Origin of the sequence: Pseudomonas sp. BP01 (genome assembly GCF_022760795.1) — a bacterium.
GTDB classification, from domain to species: domain Bacteria; phylum Pseudomonadota; class Gammaproteobacteria; order Pseudomonadales; family Pseudomonadaceae; genus Aquipseudomonas; species Aquipseudomonas putida_Q.
Map to the genome: position 1 here is coordinate 1 of NZ_JAFBKA010000032.1, position 19,383 is coordinate 19,383.

Consider the following 19,383-nt stretch of genomic DNA (forward strand, 5'->3'; position numbering starts at 1 on the left):
ATGGGGGCCTGGTGTGGCGGGTTGTTGCGCTGGATCGGGATTGGGTGTTTTGGCCCTTCGCCCGTGCGCAGCCAACGCCTATACACACAGAACAGGTCGGCCAGTTCGTCCAGCCGGGCCAGGGGCACGCCGCGTTTGAACCAGTTGTTGACGTGCTGCGGTGTGACGCTGCGCTGAGCGGCGAAAGCGGAAGGGGACAGGCCACATTCGTGGAGAAGGGCTTTGAGGCGGTCGCCGGACGTGTTCATGGGGGGCGAGTTTAGCGACGCGTTACCCACAAGGAAATGAACCGGTTGTTGACGGAATTTGTACGAAAAATGCCTGTTTGTAGGGCGTTGGTGTAGGACTGCGTAGGACTTTTTACCGATAAAGGCGTTGTCGCCGTTTCGGGCAAAAAAAAACCCGCCGAGGCGGGTTTTTATTACAACCGGTATCAGCCTTTGTAGGCAGCAACCGATTTGGTGATCGCGGCACGGGCGGCGTCAGCGCCATCCCAGCCTTCGATCTTGACCCACTTACCCTTCTCGAGATCTTTGTAGTTGGCAAAGAAGTGCTCGATCTGCTGGATCAGCAGGGCTGGCAGGTCGGTGTATTCCTTCACGTCGACGTACAGCTGCGACAGCTTGTCGTGAGGAACAGCGATGACCTTGGCGTCGCCGCCGCCGTCGTCGGTCATGTTCAGCACGCCAACCGGACGGGCGCGGATAACCGAGCCTGGCGCTACCGGGTAAGGGGTAACCACCAGCACGTCCAGCGGATCACCGTCGTCAGCCAGGGTGTTCGGGATGAAACCGTAGTTGGCTGGGTAGAACATCGGGGTGGCCATGAAACGGTCGACGAACAGGGTGTCGCTGTCCTTGTCGATCTCGTATTTGATCGGCGCGTGGTTGGCCGGGATTTCGATGGCGACGTAGATGTCGTTCGGCAGGTCTTTGCCCGCCGGAATCTTGCTGTAGCTCATTGGGCAGTGCCCCCGTGTTTGACCAAAAAGTGGCGGCGATTATAGGCACATTCTGCCGGGGCATGCCACGCCTGGCCTGATGTGCGGCCCCGTCAGGCGTGGCTTTCGCGGTATTCGGGGTGTTCGGCCTGCAGCCGGTGCAGCCGCACCAGCGGGTCTTGCCGGTAGAACTGCGACAACTGGTGGTAGACCAACGGATAAGCCTGGTGCAGCAGGTCGGGGGCACTAAAGAAGTATTCGCTGGTGACGGCAAAGAACTCCGCCGGGTTTTCTGCGGCATACGGGTCGATGGCGGTTTCGGCGTCGGGGTTGTTGTCCAGCTGGCGGTTGAGGTCGTCGTAGGCCTGCTGCATGGCCGTTGCCCACTCATCCACCGGCATGCCGCTGTGTAGCGGGGGCAGGCCGTTGGCATCGCCATTGAGCATGTCCAGCTTGTGCGCCAGCTCATGGATGACCAGGTTATAGGCCTCCCAGCCACCGCTGGCCAGCACGCCGTTCCAGGCCAGGATGATCGGCCCCTGTTGCCAGGCCTCGCCGCTGTGCTCGCCGTCCCACACGTGCTCCACGCCACTGGCATCGCGGTGGCGCTGGGGGCTCTTGAAGTCGTCGGGGTACAGGATGATTTCGTGGAAACCCTGGTACCAGTTCAGATCACCCAGGTGCAGCAGCGGCAGCTGCGCCTGGGCGGCCAGCAACAGGCGCTGCTCGTCGTCGGGTTCAACGCCTGGCAAGCAGGTGAGGTGCTTGTCGAGCAGGAACAGGATGCAGGCTTCGCGCAGCCAGTGGTCTTCGTCGTCGCTGATGCCGTCCAGCATGGGCAGGCGCTCGCGCACGGCCTGCCACTGCTTTGGCTCAATGGGGTAGCGCGCCAGTGCGCGCTTGCGCCGCCAGGCGCTGAACGACCACATGCCTGCTGTTCTCTGAGTGTTCAGTGAGCCTTGGCCGCACGGCCCAGGCGGCCGCGCAACAGGCCGAGGATCATCGGCACCAGCGACAGGACGATGATGCCCACCACCATCAGCGACAGGTGCTGCTTGATGAATGGCACGTTGCCGAAGAAGTAGCCCAGGGTGACCAGGCCGCCGACCCACAGCAGCGAACCGGCAACGCTGAAGCCCAGGAAACGTGGGTAATGCATGTGCGCGATGCCGGCGACGAACGGTGCGAAGGTGCGCAGGATGGGCAGGAAACGCGCCAGGGTCACGGTCTTGCCGCCATGGCGTTCATAGAATTCGTGGGTGCGCTGCAGGTAGTCGCGGCGGAAAATTTTCGAGTTGGGGTTGTTGAACAACCGCTCGCCGGCTGTTCGGCCGATCACGTAGTTGGTGCTGTCGCCCAGGATGGCGGCAGCCATCAACAGGCCAGCCAGCAGCACCGGGTCCATACCGCCGCCCGCCGCTACGGCGCCGGCGATGAACAGCAGCGAGTCGCCCGGCAGGAAGGGCATTACCACCAGCCCGGTTTCGCAGAAGATCACGGTGAAAAGGATGGCGTAGATCCAGGGACCGTAATTGGTGACCAGCAGATCGAGGTAGGCATCGAGATGCAGGATAAGGTCCAACGGGTTGAAATCCATGTACAGCACCTGTGTTCTTGGGCGTAGGCTGGGTTACCTGGGGATGGGTAAATTTTCACACATGACAGGTGGGGCATTATACGGCGAAGTGAGGATCATGCCCGGGGAGTTTGTAGCGGGGGGTTACGGTGAAAGGCCTGGATAGTTGTATCGACTGTACCGGCCTCATCGCCGTCAAGCCAGCTCCCACAGGTCAACTACTGCCCTGAGGTAGTGGTCAACCTGTGGGAGCTGGCTTGACGGCGATGAGGCCGGTACAGGTATGCGGGTCAATCCTGGCTGATGGGCAGGATGTAGCTCTTGAACTCGGTATCTTCACGAAACCCGATCGATTCGTAGGTCTTGTGTGCTACTTCATTGTCCGCGCTGGTCGACACCCGCATGCGCACGGCGTTGGTCTCTTTGGCCATTTTCTTCGCTTCACGCATCAGGTGGTCGGCGACCAGCATGCGCCGCGAGTCTTCGGCCACGTAGATGTCATTGAGAATCCACACGCGCTTGAGCGACAGCGACGAGTAGCTTGGGTAAAGCTGGCAAAAGCCCATCAACTTGCTGTCGTCATCATCGGGAAGTGCCAGGTAGATCACCGATTCATCCCGCTTCAGGCGCTTTTCCAGGAAGCTGCGCGAGCTGTCGGGGTAGGGTAGCTGCCCGTAGAACTCACGGTATTTGACGAACAGTGGCGTGAGCAGGTCGAGGTGTTCCAGGGTTGCCTTGATGATGCGCATGTGCGGCCCTCAGAGTCCATTGGGGAAACAGCGGAATGCCAGCAGCTTTCAAGGGCATCCTGCCCAATGCAGGTCACAAGTGCAATCCGCCTTCCGTGACAGGTTTTTTACCCTTTGCCCAGCAGGAAGTTGCCTTTCTGGTTGCTGGTGTGTTCGGTTTCCAGGCTATGGACCTCGGCTTCGTCCTTTAAATTCACCCCTGAAAGCTGGCGCCGGCAGGCTTCGCGCATCAAGTACAGCAGGCGGTGCGCCGCCATGCCATAGCTCAACCCCTCCAGGCGGATGTTGGAAATGCAGTTGCGGTAGGCATCGGTCAGGCCGACCTTTGGCCCGTAGGTGAAATACAGGCCAAGGCTGTCGGGCGAGCTCAGCCCCGGGCGCTCGCCGATCAGCATCACGGTCATCCGGGCGCCCAGCAGTTCACCGACCTCGTCGGCCACCGCCACGCGGCCCTGCTCCACCAACACCACCGGGGCGCTGGTCCAGCCGTCGGCGGCTGCCTGTTCTTCGAAGCGGGTCAGGAACGGCAGAGTGTGGCGGTGCACGGCCAGGGCTGACAGGCCATCGGCGACCACAATGGCCAGGTCGACGCCGCCGGGGTTGGCCTGGGCGTGCTGGCGCAGGGTGGCAATCGACGTTTCGTTCAGGCGCCGGCCCAGGTCCGGGCGTTGCAGGTACTGGTGGCGGTCACTGGCGGCGCTGTGCAGCACCAGGCTTTCGCGGCCGCGGTCACTCAGCTGGCTAGCCAGGCCGGCATGGTCGAAGGCCAGGTGCACGGCGTCGCGGGCCTGGGCATGGGCGAACTGGAAGTCCAGCTGCGCCCCGGTCGGCAGGCTGGTGCCGGCGCGGCCCAGGGCGATGCGCGCCGGGGTCAGGTTGCGCAGGGCCAGCCAAGGGTTGTCGGGGGTAGGCGTGCGATGGTCCATGGTCATCCCTATGCAAGCTGTGCCAAGGCCTGGCGAAAGGCCGGTGGCAGGTTGTCACCAAAGCGCACCCGGCCATCGGCCTGGGTGAAGATGCCGGTGCGGGCCAGCCATGCCTCGAATTCCGGCCCGGGCTTCAGGCCCAGGGTCTGGCGCGCGTACAGCGCGTCGTGGAACGAGGTGGTCTGGTAGTTGAGCATGATGTCGTCGGAGCCGGGGATGCCCATGATGAAGTTGATCCCGGCCACCCCCAGCAGGGTCAGCAGGGTGTCCATGTCGTCCTGGTCGGCTTCGGCGTGGTTGGTGTAGCAGATGTCGCAGCCCATCGGCACGCCCAGCAGCTTGCCGCAGAAGTGGTCTTCCAGGCCCGCGCGGATGATCTGCTTGCCGTTGTACAGGTACTCCGGGCCGATGAAACCGACCACGGTGTTGACCAGAAACGGCTTGAAGTGGCGGGCCACGGCATAGGCGCGGGTCTCGCAGGTTTGCTGGTCGACGCCATGGTGGGCGTTGGCTGACAGTGCGCTGCCCTGGCCGGTTTCGAAATACATCAGGTTTTGCCCGAGGGTGCCGCGTTTCAGCGACAGGCCCGCTTCGTAACCCTCCTGCAACACGTTCAGGTTGATGCCAAAGCCGGCGTTGGCCGCCTCGGTGCCGGCAATGGACTGGAACACCAGGTCCAGCGGCACGCCACGGTTGATCGCCTCGATCGAGGTGGTGACATGGGTCAGCACGCAGGCCTGGGTGGGGATGTCGTAGCGCTGGATGATGGCGTCGAGCATTTCCAGCAGGGCACAGATCGAGGCGATGCTGTCGGTGGCCGGGTTGATGCCGATCATCGCGTCGCCATTGCCGTACAGCAGGCCGTCGAGAATGCTGGCGGCGATACCGGCCGGCTCGTCGGTGGGGTGGTTGGGCTGCAACCGGGTAGACAAGCGCCCGCGCAAACCCATGGTGCCGCGGAACCGGGTGACCACGCGGATCTTCTGCGCCACCAGCACCAAGTCCTGCACGCGCATGATCTTCGACACCGCCGCAGCCATTTCTGGCGTAAGCCCCGGCGCCAAGGCGCGCAGGCTGTCTTCAGTGGCCTCTTCGCTCAGCAGCCAGTCGCGCAGGCCGCCCACGGTCAGGTGGCTGACCGGGGCAAAGGCCTGGGCGTCGTGGGTGTCGATGATCAGCCGGGTGACTTCATCGGCTTCGTAAGGGATAAGGGCTTCATTGAGGAAGTGGGTCAGCGGGATATTGGCCAACGCCATTTGCGCGGCGACACGCTCGCCGTCATTGCTGGCCGCGACGCCTGCCAGGAAGTCCCCCGAGCGTGCCGGGCTGGCCTTGGCCATCACGTCCTTGAGGCTGTCGAAGCGGTAGACCAGGTGGCCTACCGTGTGTACGAAACTTGCCATACAGAATCTCCAGAGCCGCGGGTTGCCCCGCGGCGGGTGGCGGCAATCAGTGCAAGGCCTCTTCGGCCTGCTGGATGGCGGCGAATTCCTCTTCCGGCGTGCCCGCGACCAGGTGGTGGCGGCTGTAGAAAGCAAAGTAGGCAATCAATACCGCATAAATCACTGCGGCGCCAATCACCACCCGTGGGTCGACCAGGAAGCCGGCAACCACGGCGATGCACGCCAGCACCAGCGCCACGCCCGAAGTGAAGATGCCACCGGGGGTGCGGTACGGGCGCTCCATCTTCGGCCGGCGGATGCGCAGGGTGATGTGCGCGGCCATCATCAGCACATAGGACAGCGTAGCGCCGAACACCGCCACCAGGATCAGCAAGTCGCCCTGGCCTGTCAGCGACAGGGCAAAGCCGATGATGCCGGGGATGATCAGGGCCAGTACCGGGGCTTTGCTTTTGTTGGTTTCCGACAGCTTGCGCGGCAGGTAGCCGGCGCGGGACAAGGCGAAGATCTGCCGGGAATAGGCGTAGATGATGGAGAAGAAGCTGGCGATCAGCCCTGCCAGGCCGACCAGGTTGACGAAGCCGCCCATCCAGGTGCTGCCGCCGTAAGCCTTGGACAGCGCTTCGACCAGCGGGTTGCCGGATGCCTTCAGCGCTTCGGAGCCGGCGCCGCCAGGGCCGACCACCAGGATCAGCAGGGCGAAGGCCAGCAGTACCAGCATGGCGCCGATCAGGCCGCGTGGCAGGTCACGCTTGGGGTTCTTGGTTTCTTCGGCAGCCAGCGGCACGCCTTCGACGGCAAGGAAGAACCAGATGGCGTAAGGGATCGCCGCCCACACGCCGACATAGCCGAACGGCAGGAAGCTGCTGGCGCCTACTGCGTCCGTTTTGGCGATGTCGAACAGGTTGGCTGCATCAAAATGGGGCACCATGCTTATCAGGAACACTGCCAGGGCGATGGCGGCGATGGCGGTGATGATGAACATCAGCTTCAACGCCTCACCCACCCCAAAGATGTGGATGCCGATGAACACGATGTAGAAGGCCAGGTAGATCATCCAGCCGCCGATACCGAACAGCGACTGGCAGTAGGCACCAATGAACACCGCGATGGCGGCCGGTGCGATAGCGTATTCGATAAGGATCGCCGTGCCGGTCAGAAAACCGCCCCACGGGCCGAACGCACTGCGGGCAAAGCCGTAGCCGCCGCCTGCGGTGGGGATCATCGACGACAGTTCGGCCAGCGAGAAGCACATGCACAGGTACATGGTGGCCATCAGCAAGGTGGCGAGGAACATGCCGCCCCAGCCGCCCTGGGCCAGGCCGAAGTTCCAGCCGGCGTAGTCGCCGGAGATGACATAGGCCACGCCCAGGCCAACCAGCAGTACCCAGCCGGCCGCGCCTTTTTTCAGTTCACGTTGCTGGAAATAGTCCGATCCGACTTTTTCGAAGTCGACGGAAGAGCCTGCCGGCGAGCCGGCGGAATGATCGCTTGGCATAGATTCACCTGTTCTTTTTCTTGGTGGCCGGAAGGGACCCGGGCCGATGGTGATGGGTACTGCAGGAAGCGAGCCAGAGCGGTTGGTGCCCCGGGGGTTGAGTGATGCAGGTCCGGCCTCATCGCCGGCAAGCCAGCTCCCACAGGTACTGCACAGTTTTCGAGATCAGTGCGGTCCCTGTAGGAGCGGCCTTGCGTCGCGATGGGCTGCAAAGCAGCCCCCGAGGCCATCCCGGATTTAGAAGAAGCCCAACGGGTTGATGTCGTAGCTCACCAGCAGGTTCTTGGTCTGCTGATAGTGGTCGAGCATCATCTTGTGGGTCTCACGGCCAACACCGGACTTCTTGTACCCGCCAAACGCCGCATGCGCCGGGTACAGGTGGTAGCAGTTGGTCCACACGCGGCCAGCCTTGATGCCGCGGCCCATGCGGTAGGCACGGTTGATGTCACGGGTCCACACGCCGGCCCCCAGGCCGAACTCGGTGTCGTTGGCAATCGCCAGTGCTTCGGCTTCGTCCTTGAAGGTGGTGACGCTGACCACCGGGCCGAAGATTTCTTCCTGGAACACGCGCATCTTGTTGTTGCCCTTGAGCAGGGTCGGCTGGATGTAGTAACCGGTGGCCAGCGAGCCTTCCAGCTTCTCGACCTTGCCGCCGGTCAGCAGCTCGGCGCCTTCGTCCTGGGCAATCTGCAGGTACGAAAGAATCTTCTCGAACTGCTGCTGCGAAGCCTGGGCGCCAACCATGGTGTCGGTGTCCAGCGGGTCGCCGCGCTTGATCTGCAGCACCTTCTTCATCACCACTTCCATGAACTGCGGGTAGATCGACTCCTGCACCAGGGCGCGCGACGGGCAGGTGCACACCTCGCCCTGGTTGAAGAACGCCAGCACCATGCCCTCGGCAGCCTTCTCGATGAAGCTTGGCTCTGCCTGCATGATGTCTTCGAAGTACACGTTCGGCGACTTGCCGCCCAGCTCGACGGTGGACGGGATGATGTTTTCGGCTGCGCATTTCATGATGTGCGAGCCAACCGGGGTAGAACCGGTGAAGGCGATCTTGGCGATACGCTTGCTGGTGGCCAGGGCTTCACCGGCTTCGCGGCCATAGCCTTGCACTACGTTGAGTACGCCAGGTGGCAGCAGGTCGCCGATCACTTCCAGCAGCACGGTGATGCCCAGTGGCGTCTGCTCGGCAGGCTTGAGCACCACACAGTTACCGGCGGCCAGCGCAGGCGCCAGCTTCCAGGCAGCCATCAGGATGGGGAAGTTCCACGGGATGATCTGCCCGACGACGCCCAGCGGCTCGTGGATGTGATAGGCCACGGTGCCTTCGTTGATCTCGGCAGCGCCGCCTTCCTGGGCGCGGATGCAACCGGCGAAGTAGCGGAAGTGGTCGACGGCTAGCGGAATGTCGGCGTTGAGGGTTTCGCGGATGGGCTTGCCGTTGTCCCAGGTTTCGGTAATGGCCAGCAGTTCAAGGTTCTGCTCGATGCGGTCGGCAATCTTCAGCAGCACGTTGGAGCGGTCCTGCACCGACGTGCGGCCCCAGGCGTCGGCAGCGGCGTGGGCGGCGTCGAGCGCTTTATCGATGTCTTCGGCAGTGGAGCGGGGGAATTCGGCGATCAGTTTGCCATTCACCGGGGAGGTGTTTTCGAAATACTGCCCCTTGACCGGAGCTACGAACTCGCCACCGATGTAGTTGCCGTAGCGGTTCTTGAAGGAAACCTTCGCGCCGTCGGTACCGGGATGTGCGTAACGCATGGTGTGTCTCCTGGCTGTTATGTTTGTTGGGGAGTTGAGAAGCGTAGAGCAAAGGTTGGGCCAGCGTTTCGCACGCCAGGCAAATCAATGACTTGGGCCAGTTGTCTGGGACCGGTAAACGGCTGCTGTGCCAGCGGCGGTACACGCAGGGGTGACACTTTGTGCCATTTGCGACACGTCATGGCCGGGTGCATTGCAAAGGCTTCCCGGGTGGAGGATGCTGACCAGACTCTCTATCTGCGGAGAACTACAACAATGCAGAGCAACCCTTTCAGTCGCCATGCCCAGCAAGTCCATACCGTTGCCCATGGCGGGGCCGGGGAGGGCGGCAGTGACCCGTCCATCGCCCGCTCCTGGCTGCGTTGCCTGGAGGACTACCACCTCGACCCTGCTGTGATCGCGGCCCCGGTGGTGCTCGAGCACGGGCGCCTGCTGGAAAGCCGCGAGCGCTTGTGTCAGGTGCTGCAAATTGCCGACCCTGAAATGAACAGCCTGCACCAGCAGCTTTCCGGGGCCGGCCACGCGGTACTGCTGACCGACGCTCGCGGGGTGATCCTCAATTGCGTCAGCGCACCCACCGAGCGGCGCAGCTTCGAGCGTGCCGGGCTGTGGCTGGGCGCCGACTGGAGCGAAGCGCGCGAGGGCACCAACGGCATCGGCACCTGCCTGGTCGAGCGCCAGGCGCTGACCATCCACCAGAACGAGCACTTTCGTGGCCGCCATACCGGCCTGACCTGCTCGGCCAGCCCGGTGTTCGACCCCCATGGCGAACTGCTGGCGGTGCTTGATGTGTCGTCGGCCCGGCCCGATGTTTCGCGCCAGAGCCAGTTCCACACCATGGCATTGGTCAACCTTTCGGCGAAGATGATCGAAAGCTGCTATTTCCTGCGCCATTTCGAGCAGCAGTGGCTGCTGCGTTTCCACCTGCAGGCCGAGTCGGTCGGCCTGTTCAGCGAAGGTTTGTTGGCCTTCGACGGTGACGGGCGCATCTGCGCGGCGAACCAGAGTGCGCTGAACCTGCTGGGTACCGTGCGCGGTGGCGTGCTGGGCAAACCCGTGCAGCGCTTCTTTGCCTGCAGCCACGACGAGTTGTTCAACCGCGCCATGCCCGCAGGCAGTACGGTCTGGCCGCTACGCGCGGTGGACGGCCGCCAAGTGTTCGCCAGCGTGCGCGGCCAGGCACGTACGCCGGTGTGGTCTGTGCCCACCGCCCACCGCCAGCCCGTGCGCGATGTGGAACCGGCCATCTGCCTGCTCGACCCGGCGTTGCAAAACGACTTTCGCCGCTGCGTGCGGGTGTTCGAGCGCGACGTGCCGTTGTTGCTGCGCGGCGAGACCGGCTGTGGCAAGGAGGCTTTCGCCCAGGCCGTGCACCAGGCCAGTGAACGGCGCGGCAAGCCGTTTGTCGCCATCAACTGCGCCTCGATCCCGGAGAGCCTGATTGAAAGCGAGCTGTTCGGTTACCGCGGCGGCAGCTTTACCGGCGCGCGCAAGGAAGGCATGCGCGGCAAGCTGTTGCAGGCTGACGGCGGCACCTTGCTGCTGGACGAGATCGGCGACATGCCGCTGGCCCTGCAAACCCGCCTGCTGCGGGTGCTGGAAGAGCGCCAGGTGGTACCGATCGGTGGTGAACCGCAAGGGGTTGACGTGCGCATTGTCAGCGCTACCCACCGTGACCTGCTGGAGCGGGTGGCGCAGGGCAGTTTCCGCGAGGACCTGTATTACCGCCTGAATGGCCTGGAGGTGGCGTTACCTGCGGTGCGCGATCGCAGTGACAAGGCGCAGTTGCTGGACTTTCTGTTGCGTCAGGAGGCGCAGGGGCAGCGTGTCGATATCGAACCCAGGGCGCGGGAGGCACTGCTCGACTTCGCCTGGCCGGGGAACGTGCGGCAGATGCGCAATGTGCTGCGTACCCTGGTGGCGCTTTGCGAAGATGCCCGAATCATGTTCTCGGACCTCCCCGCCATCGTCCGCGAGGGCTTTGCCCTCGATCGCCGGCAAGCCAGCTCCCACCCCGGCCACACTGGCTTCAAGCCATTTGTAAATCCAGGGGGATCCTGCTTGCCGGCGACAAGGCCAGAACAGGCGCTAGAAGGCAGTTGCACCTACAGGGTAAACAGGGCTTTCGAAGCTGACGCTGCACCTGTGGGAGCTGGCTTGCCGGCGATAGGGCCGGCAGCGTTGAAAGAGGCCGAGCGCCACGCGCTGCTGGCGACCCTGGAGGCAAAACACTGGCATCTGACCCGCGTCGCCGAGCACCTGGGCATCAGCCGTAATACCTTGTATCGAAAACTGCGCAAACACGGCATCACCAGAGCTGGCTGAGCGAAACAGCGGGTGCGATTTGTCGCGCCCTGGGCTACCCTGCCTCGATGTTTTGCGAGGTCGACCATGCATATTCACATTCTCGGTATTTGCGGCACTTTCATGGGCTCGCTGGCGGTGCTGGCCAAGGAACTTGGCCATCGCGTCACCGGCTCGGACGCCAACGTCTATCCCCCGATGAGCACCCAGCTCGAAGCCCAGGGCATCGAGTTGACTCAAGGCTATGACCCAGCCCAGCTGGACCCGGCGCCAGACGTGGTGGTCATCGGCAATGCCATGTCGCGTGGCAACCCGGCAGTGGAGTACGTGCTGAACAAGGGCCTGCCCTATGTTTCCGGCCCGCAATGGCTGGCGGACCACGTGCTGCAAGGCCGCTGGGTACTGGCCGTTGCCGGCACCCATGGCAAGACCACCACCAGCAGCATGCTGGCGTGGGTGCTGGAACATGCCGGCATGAGCCCGGGCTTCCTGATTGGCGGTGTGCCGCAGAACTTCTCGGTGTCGGCACGCCTGGGCGATACGCCGTTCTTCGTGGTCGAAGCCGACGAATACGACAGCGCCTTCTTCGACAAGCGCTCGAAGTTTGTCCACTACCACCCACGTACCGCGATCCTCAACAACCTTGAGTTCGATCATGCGGACATCTTCCCGGATCTGGCCTCGATCGAGCGGCAGTTCCACCACCTGGTGCGCACCATTCCCGGCGAAGGCCTGGTCATTCACCCCACCACCGAGCAAGCGCTGGAGCGGGTGATCGGCATGGGTTGCTGGACCCCGGTGCAGACGACCGGCGAAGGTGGCCAGTGGCAGGCGCGCCTGCTCAGCCCCGACGGCTCGCGTTTCGAAGTACTGTTCGAGGGCGAGGCGCAGGGCGTGGTGGACTGGGCAATGACTGGCCAGCACAACGTTGCCAACGCCCTGGCCACCTTGGCAGCGGCCCGACATGTCGGCGTGGTGCCGGCCATGGGTATCGAAGGCCTGAGCGCCTTCAAGAGCGTCAAGCGGCGCATGGAGAAGGTTGCCGAAGTGCAGGGCGTGACCATCTACGATGACTTCGCCCACCACCCGACCGCCATCGCCACCACCCTCGACGGCCTGCGCAAGCGCGTTGGCGAGGCGCCGGTGATTGCCGTGATCGAGCCCCGCTCCAATTCGATGAAGCTTGGCGCCCACCGTGACGGTCTGCCGGAAAGCGTCAACGACGCCGACCAGGTGATCTGGTACGCGCCGGCCAACCTCGGCTGGGACCTGGCGGCAACCGCTGCGAAGTGCAAGGTACCGAGCGTGGTGGCCGACAGCCTCGACGCGATCATCGAGCGGGTCAAAGGCCAGGCACGCCCGGGCACCCACGTGGTGATCATGAGCAACGGCGGCTTTGGTGGCCTGCACGGCAAGCTGGCCGAGGCCCTGAAGTGAGCGGGTCGGAACGCATCACCCTGGCCATGACCGGCGCCTCGGGCGCCCAGTATGGCCTGCGCCTGCTCGATTGCCTGGTGCGCGAGGACCGCGAGGTGCATTTCCTGATCTCCAAGGCCGCGCAACTGGTGATGGCCACCGAGACCGACGTGGTGCTGCCGGCCAAGCCCCAGGCGATGCAGGCATTTCTTACCGAATACACCGGCGCCGCCGATGGGCAGATCCGTGTGTACGGCAAGGAAGACTGGATGTCGCCGGTAGCCTCAGGCTCCGGCGCCCCGGCGGCGATGGTGGTGGTGCCTTGTTCCACCGGTACGCTTTCGGCGATTGCCACCGGTGCCTGCAACAACCTGATCGAACGCGCTGCTGACGTTACCCTCAAGGAGCGGCGCCAGCTGATCCTGGTGCCGCGCGAAGCGCCGTTCTCCACCATCCACCTGGAGAACATGCTCAAGCTGTCGCAAATGGGCGCGGTGATCCTGCCGGCGGCGCCCGGCTTCTATCACCAGCCGCAGACCATCGACGACCTGGTCGACTTTGTCGTGGCGCGCATTCTCAACCTGCTTGCCATTCCCCAGGACATGTTGCCGCGGTGGGGCGAGCACCACTTCGGGGTGGATGATTGAAGCGAGCGCTGTTGGGTGTGGCGGCGCTGGTGATGCTGGGAGGCTGCGCCACGGTGCGCACGCTGGATGCCGCCAAGCCAGGGGCCCCGGTGGTGTATGCCGGTACCCGGCTGGATTTGTACGTGATCAATGGCGGGTGCTGCCCGCGCGATCATTACGGGGCTGATGCACCGGCCTATCCAGGCCTGGACCTGCCCGGCAGCATGTTGCTCGATACGCTGTTGTTGCCGTTGTCATTGCTGACTGCGGCCGGTGTCGGCTTCCAGGCCACCGGCGGCCTGTGACGGCCCTTTCGCGGGCTTGCCCGCGAACAGGCACCTTCAGGTAAAGTTTATATCTTGCCCAACTTGCGAAGCTCATCCGACTCCACAATCCGCACCCCGTCCTCTTCCTCCAGCGCCAGCCGCCACAAGGCCCGGGCCAAGGTACAAGCCTCGATCCCCCGGTACTTGCCGGGTATCAACCTGGAAAACGGCGAAGCCAGTTGTTCCGCAAGCCGTGGCTCGATCCGCTCGCCCAGCAGCAAAGACGGCCGCACGATGGTCAGCTGCGGCCAGTCCTGGGCCTTGAGCGCCTCTTCCATCTCGCCCTTCACCCGGTTGTAGAAAATCGACGATTTCGGGTCGGCGCCCAGCGCACTGACCACCAGCAGATGCCGCGCGCCCATCTCCCGGGCACGCTTGCTGAACGCCACTACCATGTCCAGGTCCACTGCGCGGAAGGCCGATTCGGAACCGGCCTGCTTCAGCGTGGTGCCCAGGCAGCAGTAGGCGATGTCGACCCGCCCGGCCAGCTGTGGAAGGAATACCGCCGGGTCGCCCACCGGGTTTTCCAGGTGCGGGTGCTCAGCCAGCGGCCGGCGGGTAGGCGCCAGTACGCGGGTGATGGTGGGTTCGTTGAGCAGGCGGTCCAGCAGGTGTTCACCGGTCAGGCCGGTGGCACCGGCAAGCAGGACATGCTGAGGCGTCAAATACATGATGTCTCTCCCTTGTTACACACAATTCTAGTGGCTGCCAGGCGTTTTTGCCTGTACCCCCACGTTGGCTTGTGCGGCGTTACGCAATGCTTCTTCGGCCTGTTGCCGGCGCAGGTGCTGCCAGTGTTCAAGTACGGCTGGCGGTGCCCACAGCTGCGGCTCCGAAGCCTCGAAGCCTTCCCTTTGTTCTCTTTCGGCAACGCTGGCTCGGGCCAGTTCAAACGCCTGTTTCAGGTCGTCGGTCTGGTTCAGTGCTTGCGCGAACAGCGCATCGCCAAAGTAGGTGAAGTCGGCTTCTTCCGAGCACCCGAAGGACACGCGGTCGGCACGAGCGGCAGTCATGATCACCGTGCGCTCATCCTTGAGCGGGGCGATGTAGCCCCCTGAATAGCAAGCCGATATGACGATCACTTTGTCGCGGTTCTTCAGTGGCGCCAGGGCGGTGGCCAGTTCGTCGGCAGAAAGGTCGGCCAGTTGCAGCCGCGGCTGGTCGAGCACCAACTGGTGGTCCTGGCTGCCATGGCTGGTGAAGTAGATGAACACCAGGTCTTCGGGGCCGCTGCGTTCGGCCAGGGTGCTGGCGGCGCGGGTGAGGTTCTCGCGGGTGGCCATGGGGCGGGTGGCCATGTGGTCACGGTGGTTGACCAGGGTCACCTGGCCGCGGGCGCCAAAGCGCACCTTGAGCATGTTGCTGACGTAGTCGGCTTCGCGCAGGAACACGCTTTGCTGGCCATCGCCGGCCACCACCAGGCTGTACAGCTGGATGGGCGGCGTTGAGCGCGGTACCCGGGCCAGCGACTCTTCCAGCAGCCGGCCCTGGTTGAGCAGGGCCAGGTCCAGTGGGTCGGGCAGCAGCTTACCTTTCTGGTCGCGTACGCGCACACCGTTGGCCCAGGTGCCACCTTCGACCTGGCCGCCGGGCAAGGTCAGCTGCCCATGGCCATGGTAGGCATCGTTCAGGAAGCCGCCGACGTAGGTGCTGCCGTCGGCCAGTTGCAGGCTGCCCCGGCCCGACAGGCGCCAGTCGATGAACTCGCCCTTGTAGTGGCTGCCGTCGCTGCCCAGCAGTTCGCCTTCACCCATCAGCGAGCCGTCCTTGAATTCGCCGATCCATACATCGCCATCGGCGTTTTCGTAGCGGCCACGGCCTTCCAGGCGGTTGTCCTTGAACTCACCGATGTATTGCTCGCCGTCGACGCTGTCGTAAGTACCACCGCCTTGCAGCTGGCCGTTGACGAAGCGCCCGCTGAACTGGTTGCCGCTGGCATCGCTGCGCACCCCGGCGCCGTTGGGCTTGCCCTTGGCGAACAGGCCTTGGTAGCGGCTACCGTCGGCCAGCTCCAGCTCGCCGGCGCCTTCGTACAGGTCGTCCTTGAACTGGCCGCGGTAGGTCTGGTCGGCTTGTTTGAGCGTGCCTTCGCCGTCGCGGCGGCCGTGCTTGAAGGTGCCACTGTAGTGGCTGCCCGGGGTGGTCAGGTCGCCCAGCCCCTGGAACAGCCCCTCGGCGAACTGGCCACGGTAAACCTCGCCGTTCTGGCCATGCCATTCGCCCTGGCCATGCCACTGGCCGTCCTTGAAGCCGCCGGCGTACCAGCTGCCGTTGGGGTAGTCGATACGGCCCTCGCCCTGCAGCAGGCCATCAACCACCTGCCCCCGGTAACGCCCCCCGTCGGGCAGGCGTGCGTCCGGCGCAAGCAGCGATTCGCCATCGCCACAGGCGGCGAGCAGCAGGACCAGGGTAATGGGGAGCAGTGGACGCATGGCGAGGACCGGGCAATAGGTCTGCCGAGTATGACGCAGAATAAGGGGCCGAGACAGATAGGGCATAAGCAGATGAGACAACAGGCCGGCGCGGCGAGATGGCTGCGAGGTGAATGTCGAGGGATCGAGGGTGGGCAGACAGGCGCATGCCTTTAGTTGTTCATCTCCTGTGAGATCGAGCGCCGCCCGCGCGGCGCTCGATATTACAGGCGCTGAAAAAACCGAGGCATGCACATCTATGTCTCAACGCCACCCCAAGTCATGCACCTCCCCCCTTCAATGCCCCCGCAAAAACTCCACCATCCTGCGGTTCACCTCTTCAGCCGCCTCCATCTGCACCATATGCCCAGCCTCGGGCAGCACCAGTACTTCTGCCTCCAGGCCTTCGGCATGGCTGGCCGGGATGATCGCGTCCTTGCCGCCCCACACCACCAGCGCCGGATGCTGCCCTAGCACCCCGCGCAGGTCGTGGCGCTGGCGGTCGCCGTCGGCAATGGCTGATGCCAGCAGGCGCAAGGCGTCATCAACACCTTCCAGGCGCTTGAACTTGAGCATGTCCTCCAGCATTTGCCGGGTGACCAGCGCCGGGTCGGCAAACAGTTGCACCATCTGCGGTTTGAGGGCGTTGCGGTTAGCGGCGGCGACGAAGCCCTGCAGGTACTGCCCGTTGATCGCTTCGCCCAGGCCGGCACTGGCGACCAGGCTGAGGCTCGCCACCCGTTGCGGCGCCAGGCGTGCCACGTTGAGGCTTACCGCGCCGCCCATGGAATGGCCCGCCAGGTGGGCCTTGGCGATGTCCAGGTGGTCGAGCAGGGCCAGCACGGTTTCGCTCAGTTCATCCAGGTCGCCCCGGTGCAGGGCCTTGGCCGACTCGCCGTGCCCCGGCAGGTCCAGGGCGATCACGCGGCGTTCGGCAGCCAGCGCCGGGTGGTTGAACAGCCAGTTGTTGAGGTCGCCGCCAAAACCGTGCACCAGCACCAGCGGCGTGCCGCCTTCCCCCAGCTCGAACCAGCGCAGCAGGCGGCCGCCAACGTCTGCCTTCTGTGGGGCCGGCCCCGGGGCCTGATCGGCGCCCCCCTCGGCGACGAACTCGGCCTGAAAGCGCTGCACCAGCGCATCGATTTCGGCTTCTTCGGCTTCGCCTTCCACCACCACGGCCAGCAACGCGCCCACTGGCAGGGTTTCATCCGGCTTGGCCACCTGGCGGCGCAACACGCCACTGAACGGGGCTTCGACGCTGCTGCTGATCTTGTCGGTCTCGACGTCCAGCACCTCGTCACCCTTGTTGATTTCGTCACCTTCCTGCTTGAGCCAGGTATCCACCCGGCCTTCGGTCATCGACAGGCCCCACTTGGGCATGGTCAGGGTATGGATCTGGCTCATGCGGCACTCCTTGCGGCTTCGATCACCTTGCGCACGGCTTCTTCGATCTTCGCCGCGTCAGGGATGTACAGGTCTTCCAGGGCATCGGAGAACGGCACCGGGGTGTGCGGTGCAGTGACCATCTCGATCGGGCCCTTGAGTGCGCCGAAGGCCTTCTGCGCCACCAGCGCGCTGATGTCGGTGGCCATCGAGCAGCGCGGGTTGGCTTCGTCGATCACCACCAGGCGGCCGGTTTTTTCCACACTTTCAAGAATGCTGTCTTCATCCAGCGGGCTGGTGGTGCGCAGGTCCAGCACTTCGCAGTCGATGCCCTGGCGGGCCAGGTTGTTGGCGGCTTCAAGTGCTACATGGACCATGCGGCCATAGGTGACCAGGGTCACATCGTCGCCATCACGCAGGAAGTTGGCCTCACCGAACGGCACGGTGTACACCTCTTCCGGCACCTCGCCCTGCATGCTGTACAGCAGCTTGTGCTCACAGAAGATCACCGGGTCGTTGTCGCGGATCGCCTGAATCAGCAGGCCCTTGGCATCGTAAGGGGAAGAAGGGCACACCACCTTCAGGCCGGGGATGTGCGTCCACAGCGAGGTGAGCATCTGCGAGTGCTGGGCCGCCGCACGCAGGCCAGCGCCGTACATGGTGCGCATCACCAGCGGGGTGACCGCCTTGCCGCCGAACATGTAGCGGAATTTGGCGGCCTGGTTGAGGATCTGGTCCAGGCAGCAGCCGGCGAAGTCCACGAACATCAGTTCGCACACCGGGCGCAGGCCTTGGGTGGCGGCACCGACGGCAGCGCCGACGTAGCCGATTTCCGACAGCGGTGCGTCCAGCACGCGGCCGGGGAACTGGTGGTACAGGCCCTTGGTCACGCCCAGCACGCCACCCCAGGCGTCATCCTCGCCGGGTGCACCGGCACCGCCGGCAACGTCTTCGCCAATGATGAACACCGTGTTGTCGCGGCGCATTTCCTGGGCCAGGGCTTCGTTGATGGCCTGCTGGTAGCTGATCTTTCTTGCCATGGTGGTTCTCCTGTTGTTCTTGTAATCCGCGGCTCAGGGGTAGCTGACGTAGACGTCGGTGAGCAGGTCGGCGGGCTGTGGCTTGGGATCGGACTTGGCGCGGCGCACGGCGTCTTCGATCAGGTCCTCGATGCGCGCGTCGATGGCGTCCAGTTGCTCGGCAGTGAGCAGGCCGGCGCGGGTGGTCTTGTTGCGGAACTGCATCAGGCAGTCGCGTGATTCGCGCAGGTTCTTAACTTCATCCGGGGCGCGGTAGGTTTGCGCATCGCCTTCGAAGTGGCCGTAGTAGCGGCTGAGCTTGACCTCGATAAGCGACGGCCCTTGCCCGGCACGGGCGCGCTCGATGGCGGCCCCGGCGGCCTCGTACACGGCAAAGAAGTCGAAGCCGTCGATGGTGACGCCCGGCATGCCGAAGCCGGCTGCGCGGTCGGCAATGTGGTCGCAGGCGACGGACCAGTTGGAGGCGGTGGCCTCGGCGTAGCCGTTGTTCTCGGCCACGAAGATGCACGGCAGGTTCATGATCGACGCCATGTTCATGGCCTCGAATACGGCGCCTTCGTTGGAAGCGCCATCGCCGAAGAACGCCACCGACACGTCATCACGGCCCTTGAGTTTGGCTGCCAATGCCGCCCCGGCCACCAGCGGTGCACCGGCGCCGACGATGCCGTTGGCGCCGAGCATGCCTTTTTCCAGGTCGGCAATGTGCATCGAGCCGCCTTTGCCGCCGCACACGCCGGTTTTCTTGCCATAGATCTCGGCCATCATGCCGTACACATCCACCCCCTTGGCGATGCAGTGGCCATGGCCGCGATGGGTCGAGGCGATGCAGTCGCTGTCGCGCAGGTGGGCCATGACCCCGGCGGCTGAGGCTTCTTCGCCGGCATACAGGTGGACGAAGCCGGGGATCTCGCCCGTGGCGAATTCCACGTGCAGGCGTTCTTCGAAGGCGCGGATGGTGCGCATCACTTCATAGGCATGCAGCAGTTGTTCGGTACTGAGTTGATTGGACATCTTGTTGTTCTCCAGGGTT

At 64.0% G+C, this 19,383-nt stretch carries 18 protein-coding genes; 4 read left to right on the forward strand and 14 right to left on the reverse strand.

Annotation, left to right across the window (positions count from 1 at the left end; genetic code table 11):
• The 9 genes from JOY50_RS23025 to JOY50_RS23065 all read right to left on the reverse strand — a co-directional run.
• On the reverse strand, positions 1–248 hold a 248-nt coding region (locus JOY50_RS23025; protein ID WP_243055904.1), incomplete at its 3' end, for a helix-turn-helix transcriptional regulator.
• Between the two features lie 185 nt (positions 249–433).
• Positions 434–961: an inorganic diphosphatase gene (ppa, locus tag JOY50_RS23030; RefSeq protein ID WP_016484715.1), complete on the reverse strand. Its 528-nt coding sequence runs from the start codon at positions 959–961 to the stop codon at positions 434–436.
• Between the two features lie 92 nt (positions 962–1,053).
• On the reverse strand, positions 1,054–1,869 hold the full coding sequence (locus JOY50_RS23035; protein ID WP_132846772.1) for a zinc-dependent peptidase: 816 nt from the start codon (positions 1,867–1,869) through the stop codon (positions 1,054–1,056).
• A 20-nt stretch (positions 1,870–1,889) separates the two neighbouring features.
• Positions 1,890–2,537 (reverse strand): DedA family protein, encoded by a 648-nt coding sequence (locus tag JOY50_RS23040; RefSeq protein ID WP_019472362.1) that lies wholly within the window; start codon positions 2,535–2,537, stop codon positions 1,890–1,892.
• Between the two features lie 269 nt (positions 2,538–2,806).
• Positions 2,807–3,265 (reverse strand): GNAT family N-acetyltransferase, encoded by a 459-nt coding sequence (locus JOY50_RS23045; RefSeq protein ID WP_016484718.1) that lies wholly within the window; start codon positions 3,263–3,265, stop codon positions 2,807–2,809.
• Positions 3,266–3,372: 107 nt separating this feature from the next.
• A complete protein-coding gene (gene eutC, locus JOY50_RS23050) occupies positions 3,373–4,191 on the reverse strand; it encodes an ethanolamine ammonia-lyase subunit EutC (protein ID WP_243055905.1) in 819 nt (272 codons plus the stop codon).
• A gap of 8 nt (positions 4,192–4,199) precedes the next feature.
• Positions 4,200–5,594: an ethanolamine ammonia-lyase subunit EutB gene (locus JOY50_RS23055; RefSeq protein ID WP_019472365.1), complete on the reverse strand. Its 1,395-nt coding sequence runs from the start codon at positions 5,592–5,594 to the stop codon at positions 4,200–4,202.
• Between the two features lie 46 nt (positions 5,595–5,640).
• Positions 5,641–7,089, reverse strand: a complete 1,449-nt coding sequence (eat, locus tag JOY50_RS23060; RefSeq protein ID WP_132846775.1) for an ethanolamine permease — start codon at positions 7,087–7,089, stop codon at positions 5,641–5,643.
• Positions 7,090–7,326: 237 nt separating this feature from the next.
• A complete protein-coding gene (locus JOY50_RS23065; RefSeq protein WP_019472367.1) occupies positions 7,327–8,847 on the reverse strand; it encodes an aldehyde dehydrogenase family protein in 1,521 nt (506 codons plus the stop codon).
• Between the two features lie 255 nt (positions 8,848–9,102).
• On the opposite strand from JOY50_RS23065, the gene JOY50_RS23070 reads away from it, so the two are divergent.
• The 4 genes from JOY50_RS23070 (at position 9,103) to JOY50_RS23085 (ending at position 13,498) form a co-directional block, all read left to right on the forward strand.
• Complete coding sequence (locus JOY50_RS23070; protein WP_243055907.1) at positions 9,103–11,172, forward strand: sigma-54-dependent Fis family transcriptional regulator; 2,070 nt, start codon at positions 9,103–9,105, stop codon at positions 11,170–11,172.
• A 66-nt stretch (positions 11,173–11,238) separates the two neighbouring features.
• Entirely contained in the window at positions 11,239–12,588 is a 1,350-nt protein-coding gene (mpl, locus tag JOY50_RS23075; protein ID WP_243055908.1) for a UDP-N-acetylmuramate:L-alanyl-gamma-D-glutamyl-meso-diaminopimelate ligase, read from the forward strand.
• Positions 12,585–13,214 (forward strand): flavin prenyltransferase UbiX, encoded by a 630-nt coding sequence (gene ubiX, locus JOY50_RS23080; RefSeq protein ID WP_243055910.1) that lies wholly within the window; start codon positions 12,585–12,587, stop codon positions 13,212–13,214. The genes mpl and ubiX overlap by 4 nt, the downstream gene beginning before the upstream one ends.
• Positions 13,211–13,498, forward strand: a complete 288-nt coding sequence (locus JOY50_RS23085) for a YceK/YidQ family lipoprotein (protein WP_019472371.1) — start codon at positions 13,211–13,213, stop codon at positions 13,496–13,498. The genes ubiX and JOY50_RS23085 overlap by 4 nt, the downstream gene beginning before the upstream one ends.
• Before the next feature lie 47 nt (positions 13,499–13,545).
• Here JOY50_RS23085 and JOY50_RS23090 read toward each other — a convergent pair whose 3' ends face one another.
• From JOY50_RS23090 to JOY50_RS23110, 5 genes are all read right to left on the reverse strand, one after another.
• Complete coding sequence (locus tag JOY50_RS23090; RefSeq protein ID WP_132846778.1) at positions 13,546–14,190, reverse strand: oxidoreductase; 645 nt, start codon at positions 14,188–14,190, stop codon at positions 13,546–13,548.
• 27 nt (positions 14,191–14,217) lie between these two features.
• Positions 14,218–15,951 carry a C13 family peptidase gene (locus JOY50_RS23095; protein ID WP_132846779.1) on the reverse strand — a complete coding sequence of 578 codons (1,734 nt, stop codon included), beginning with the start codon at positions 15,949–15,951 and terminating at the stop codon, positions 14,218–14,220.
• Between the two features lie 276 nt (positions 15,952–16,227).
• Positions 16,228–17,334, reverse strand: coding sequence for an acetoin dehydrogenase dihydrolipoyllysine-residue acetyltransferase subunit (locus JOY50_RS23100; RefSeq protein ID WP_243055911.1), 1,107 nt, complete (start codon positions 17,332–17,334; stop codon positions 16,228–16,230).
• Positions 17,331–18,353: an alpha-ketoacid dehydrogenase subunit beta gene (locus JOY50_RS23105; protein WP_243055914.1), complete on the reverse strand. Its 1,023-nt coding sequence runs from the start codon at positions 18,351–18,353 to the stop codon at positions 17,331–17,333. Before JOY50_RS23105 ends, JOY50_RS23100 begins: the two co-directional genes overlap by 4 nt.
• A gap of 33 nt (positions 18,354–18,386) precedes the next feature.
• Entirely contained in the window at positions 18,387–19,364 is a 978-nt protein-coding gene (locus JOY50_RS23110) for a thiamine pyrophosphate-dependent dehydrogenase E1 component subunit alpha (RefSeq protein WP_016497852.1), read from the reverse strand.
• Between the last annotated feature and the right edge of the window lie 19 nt (positions 19,365–19,383).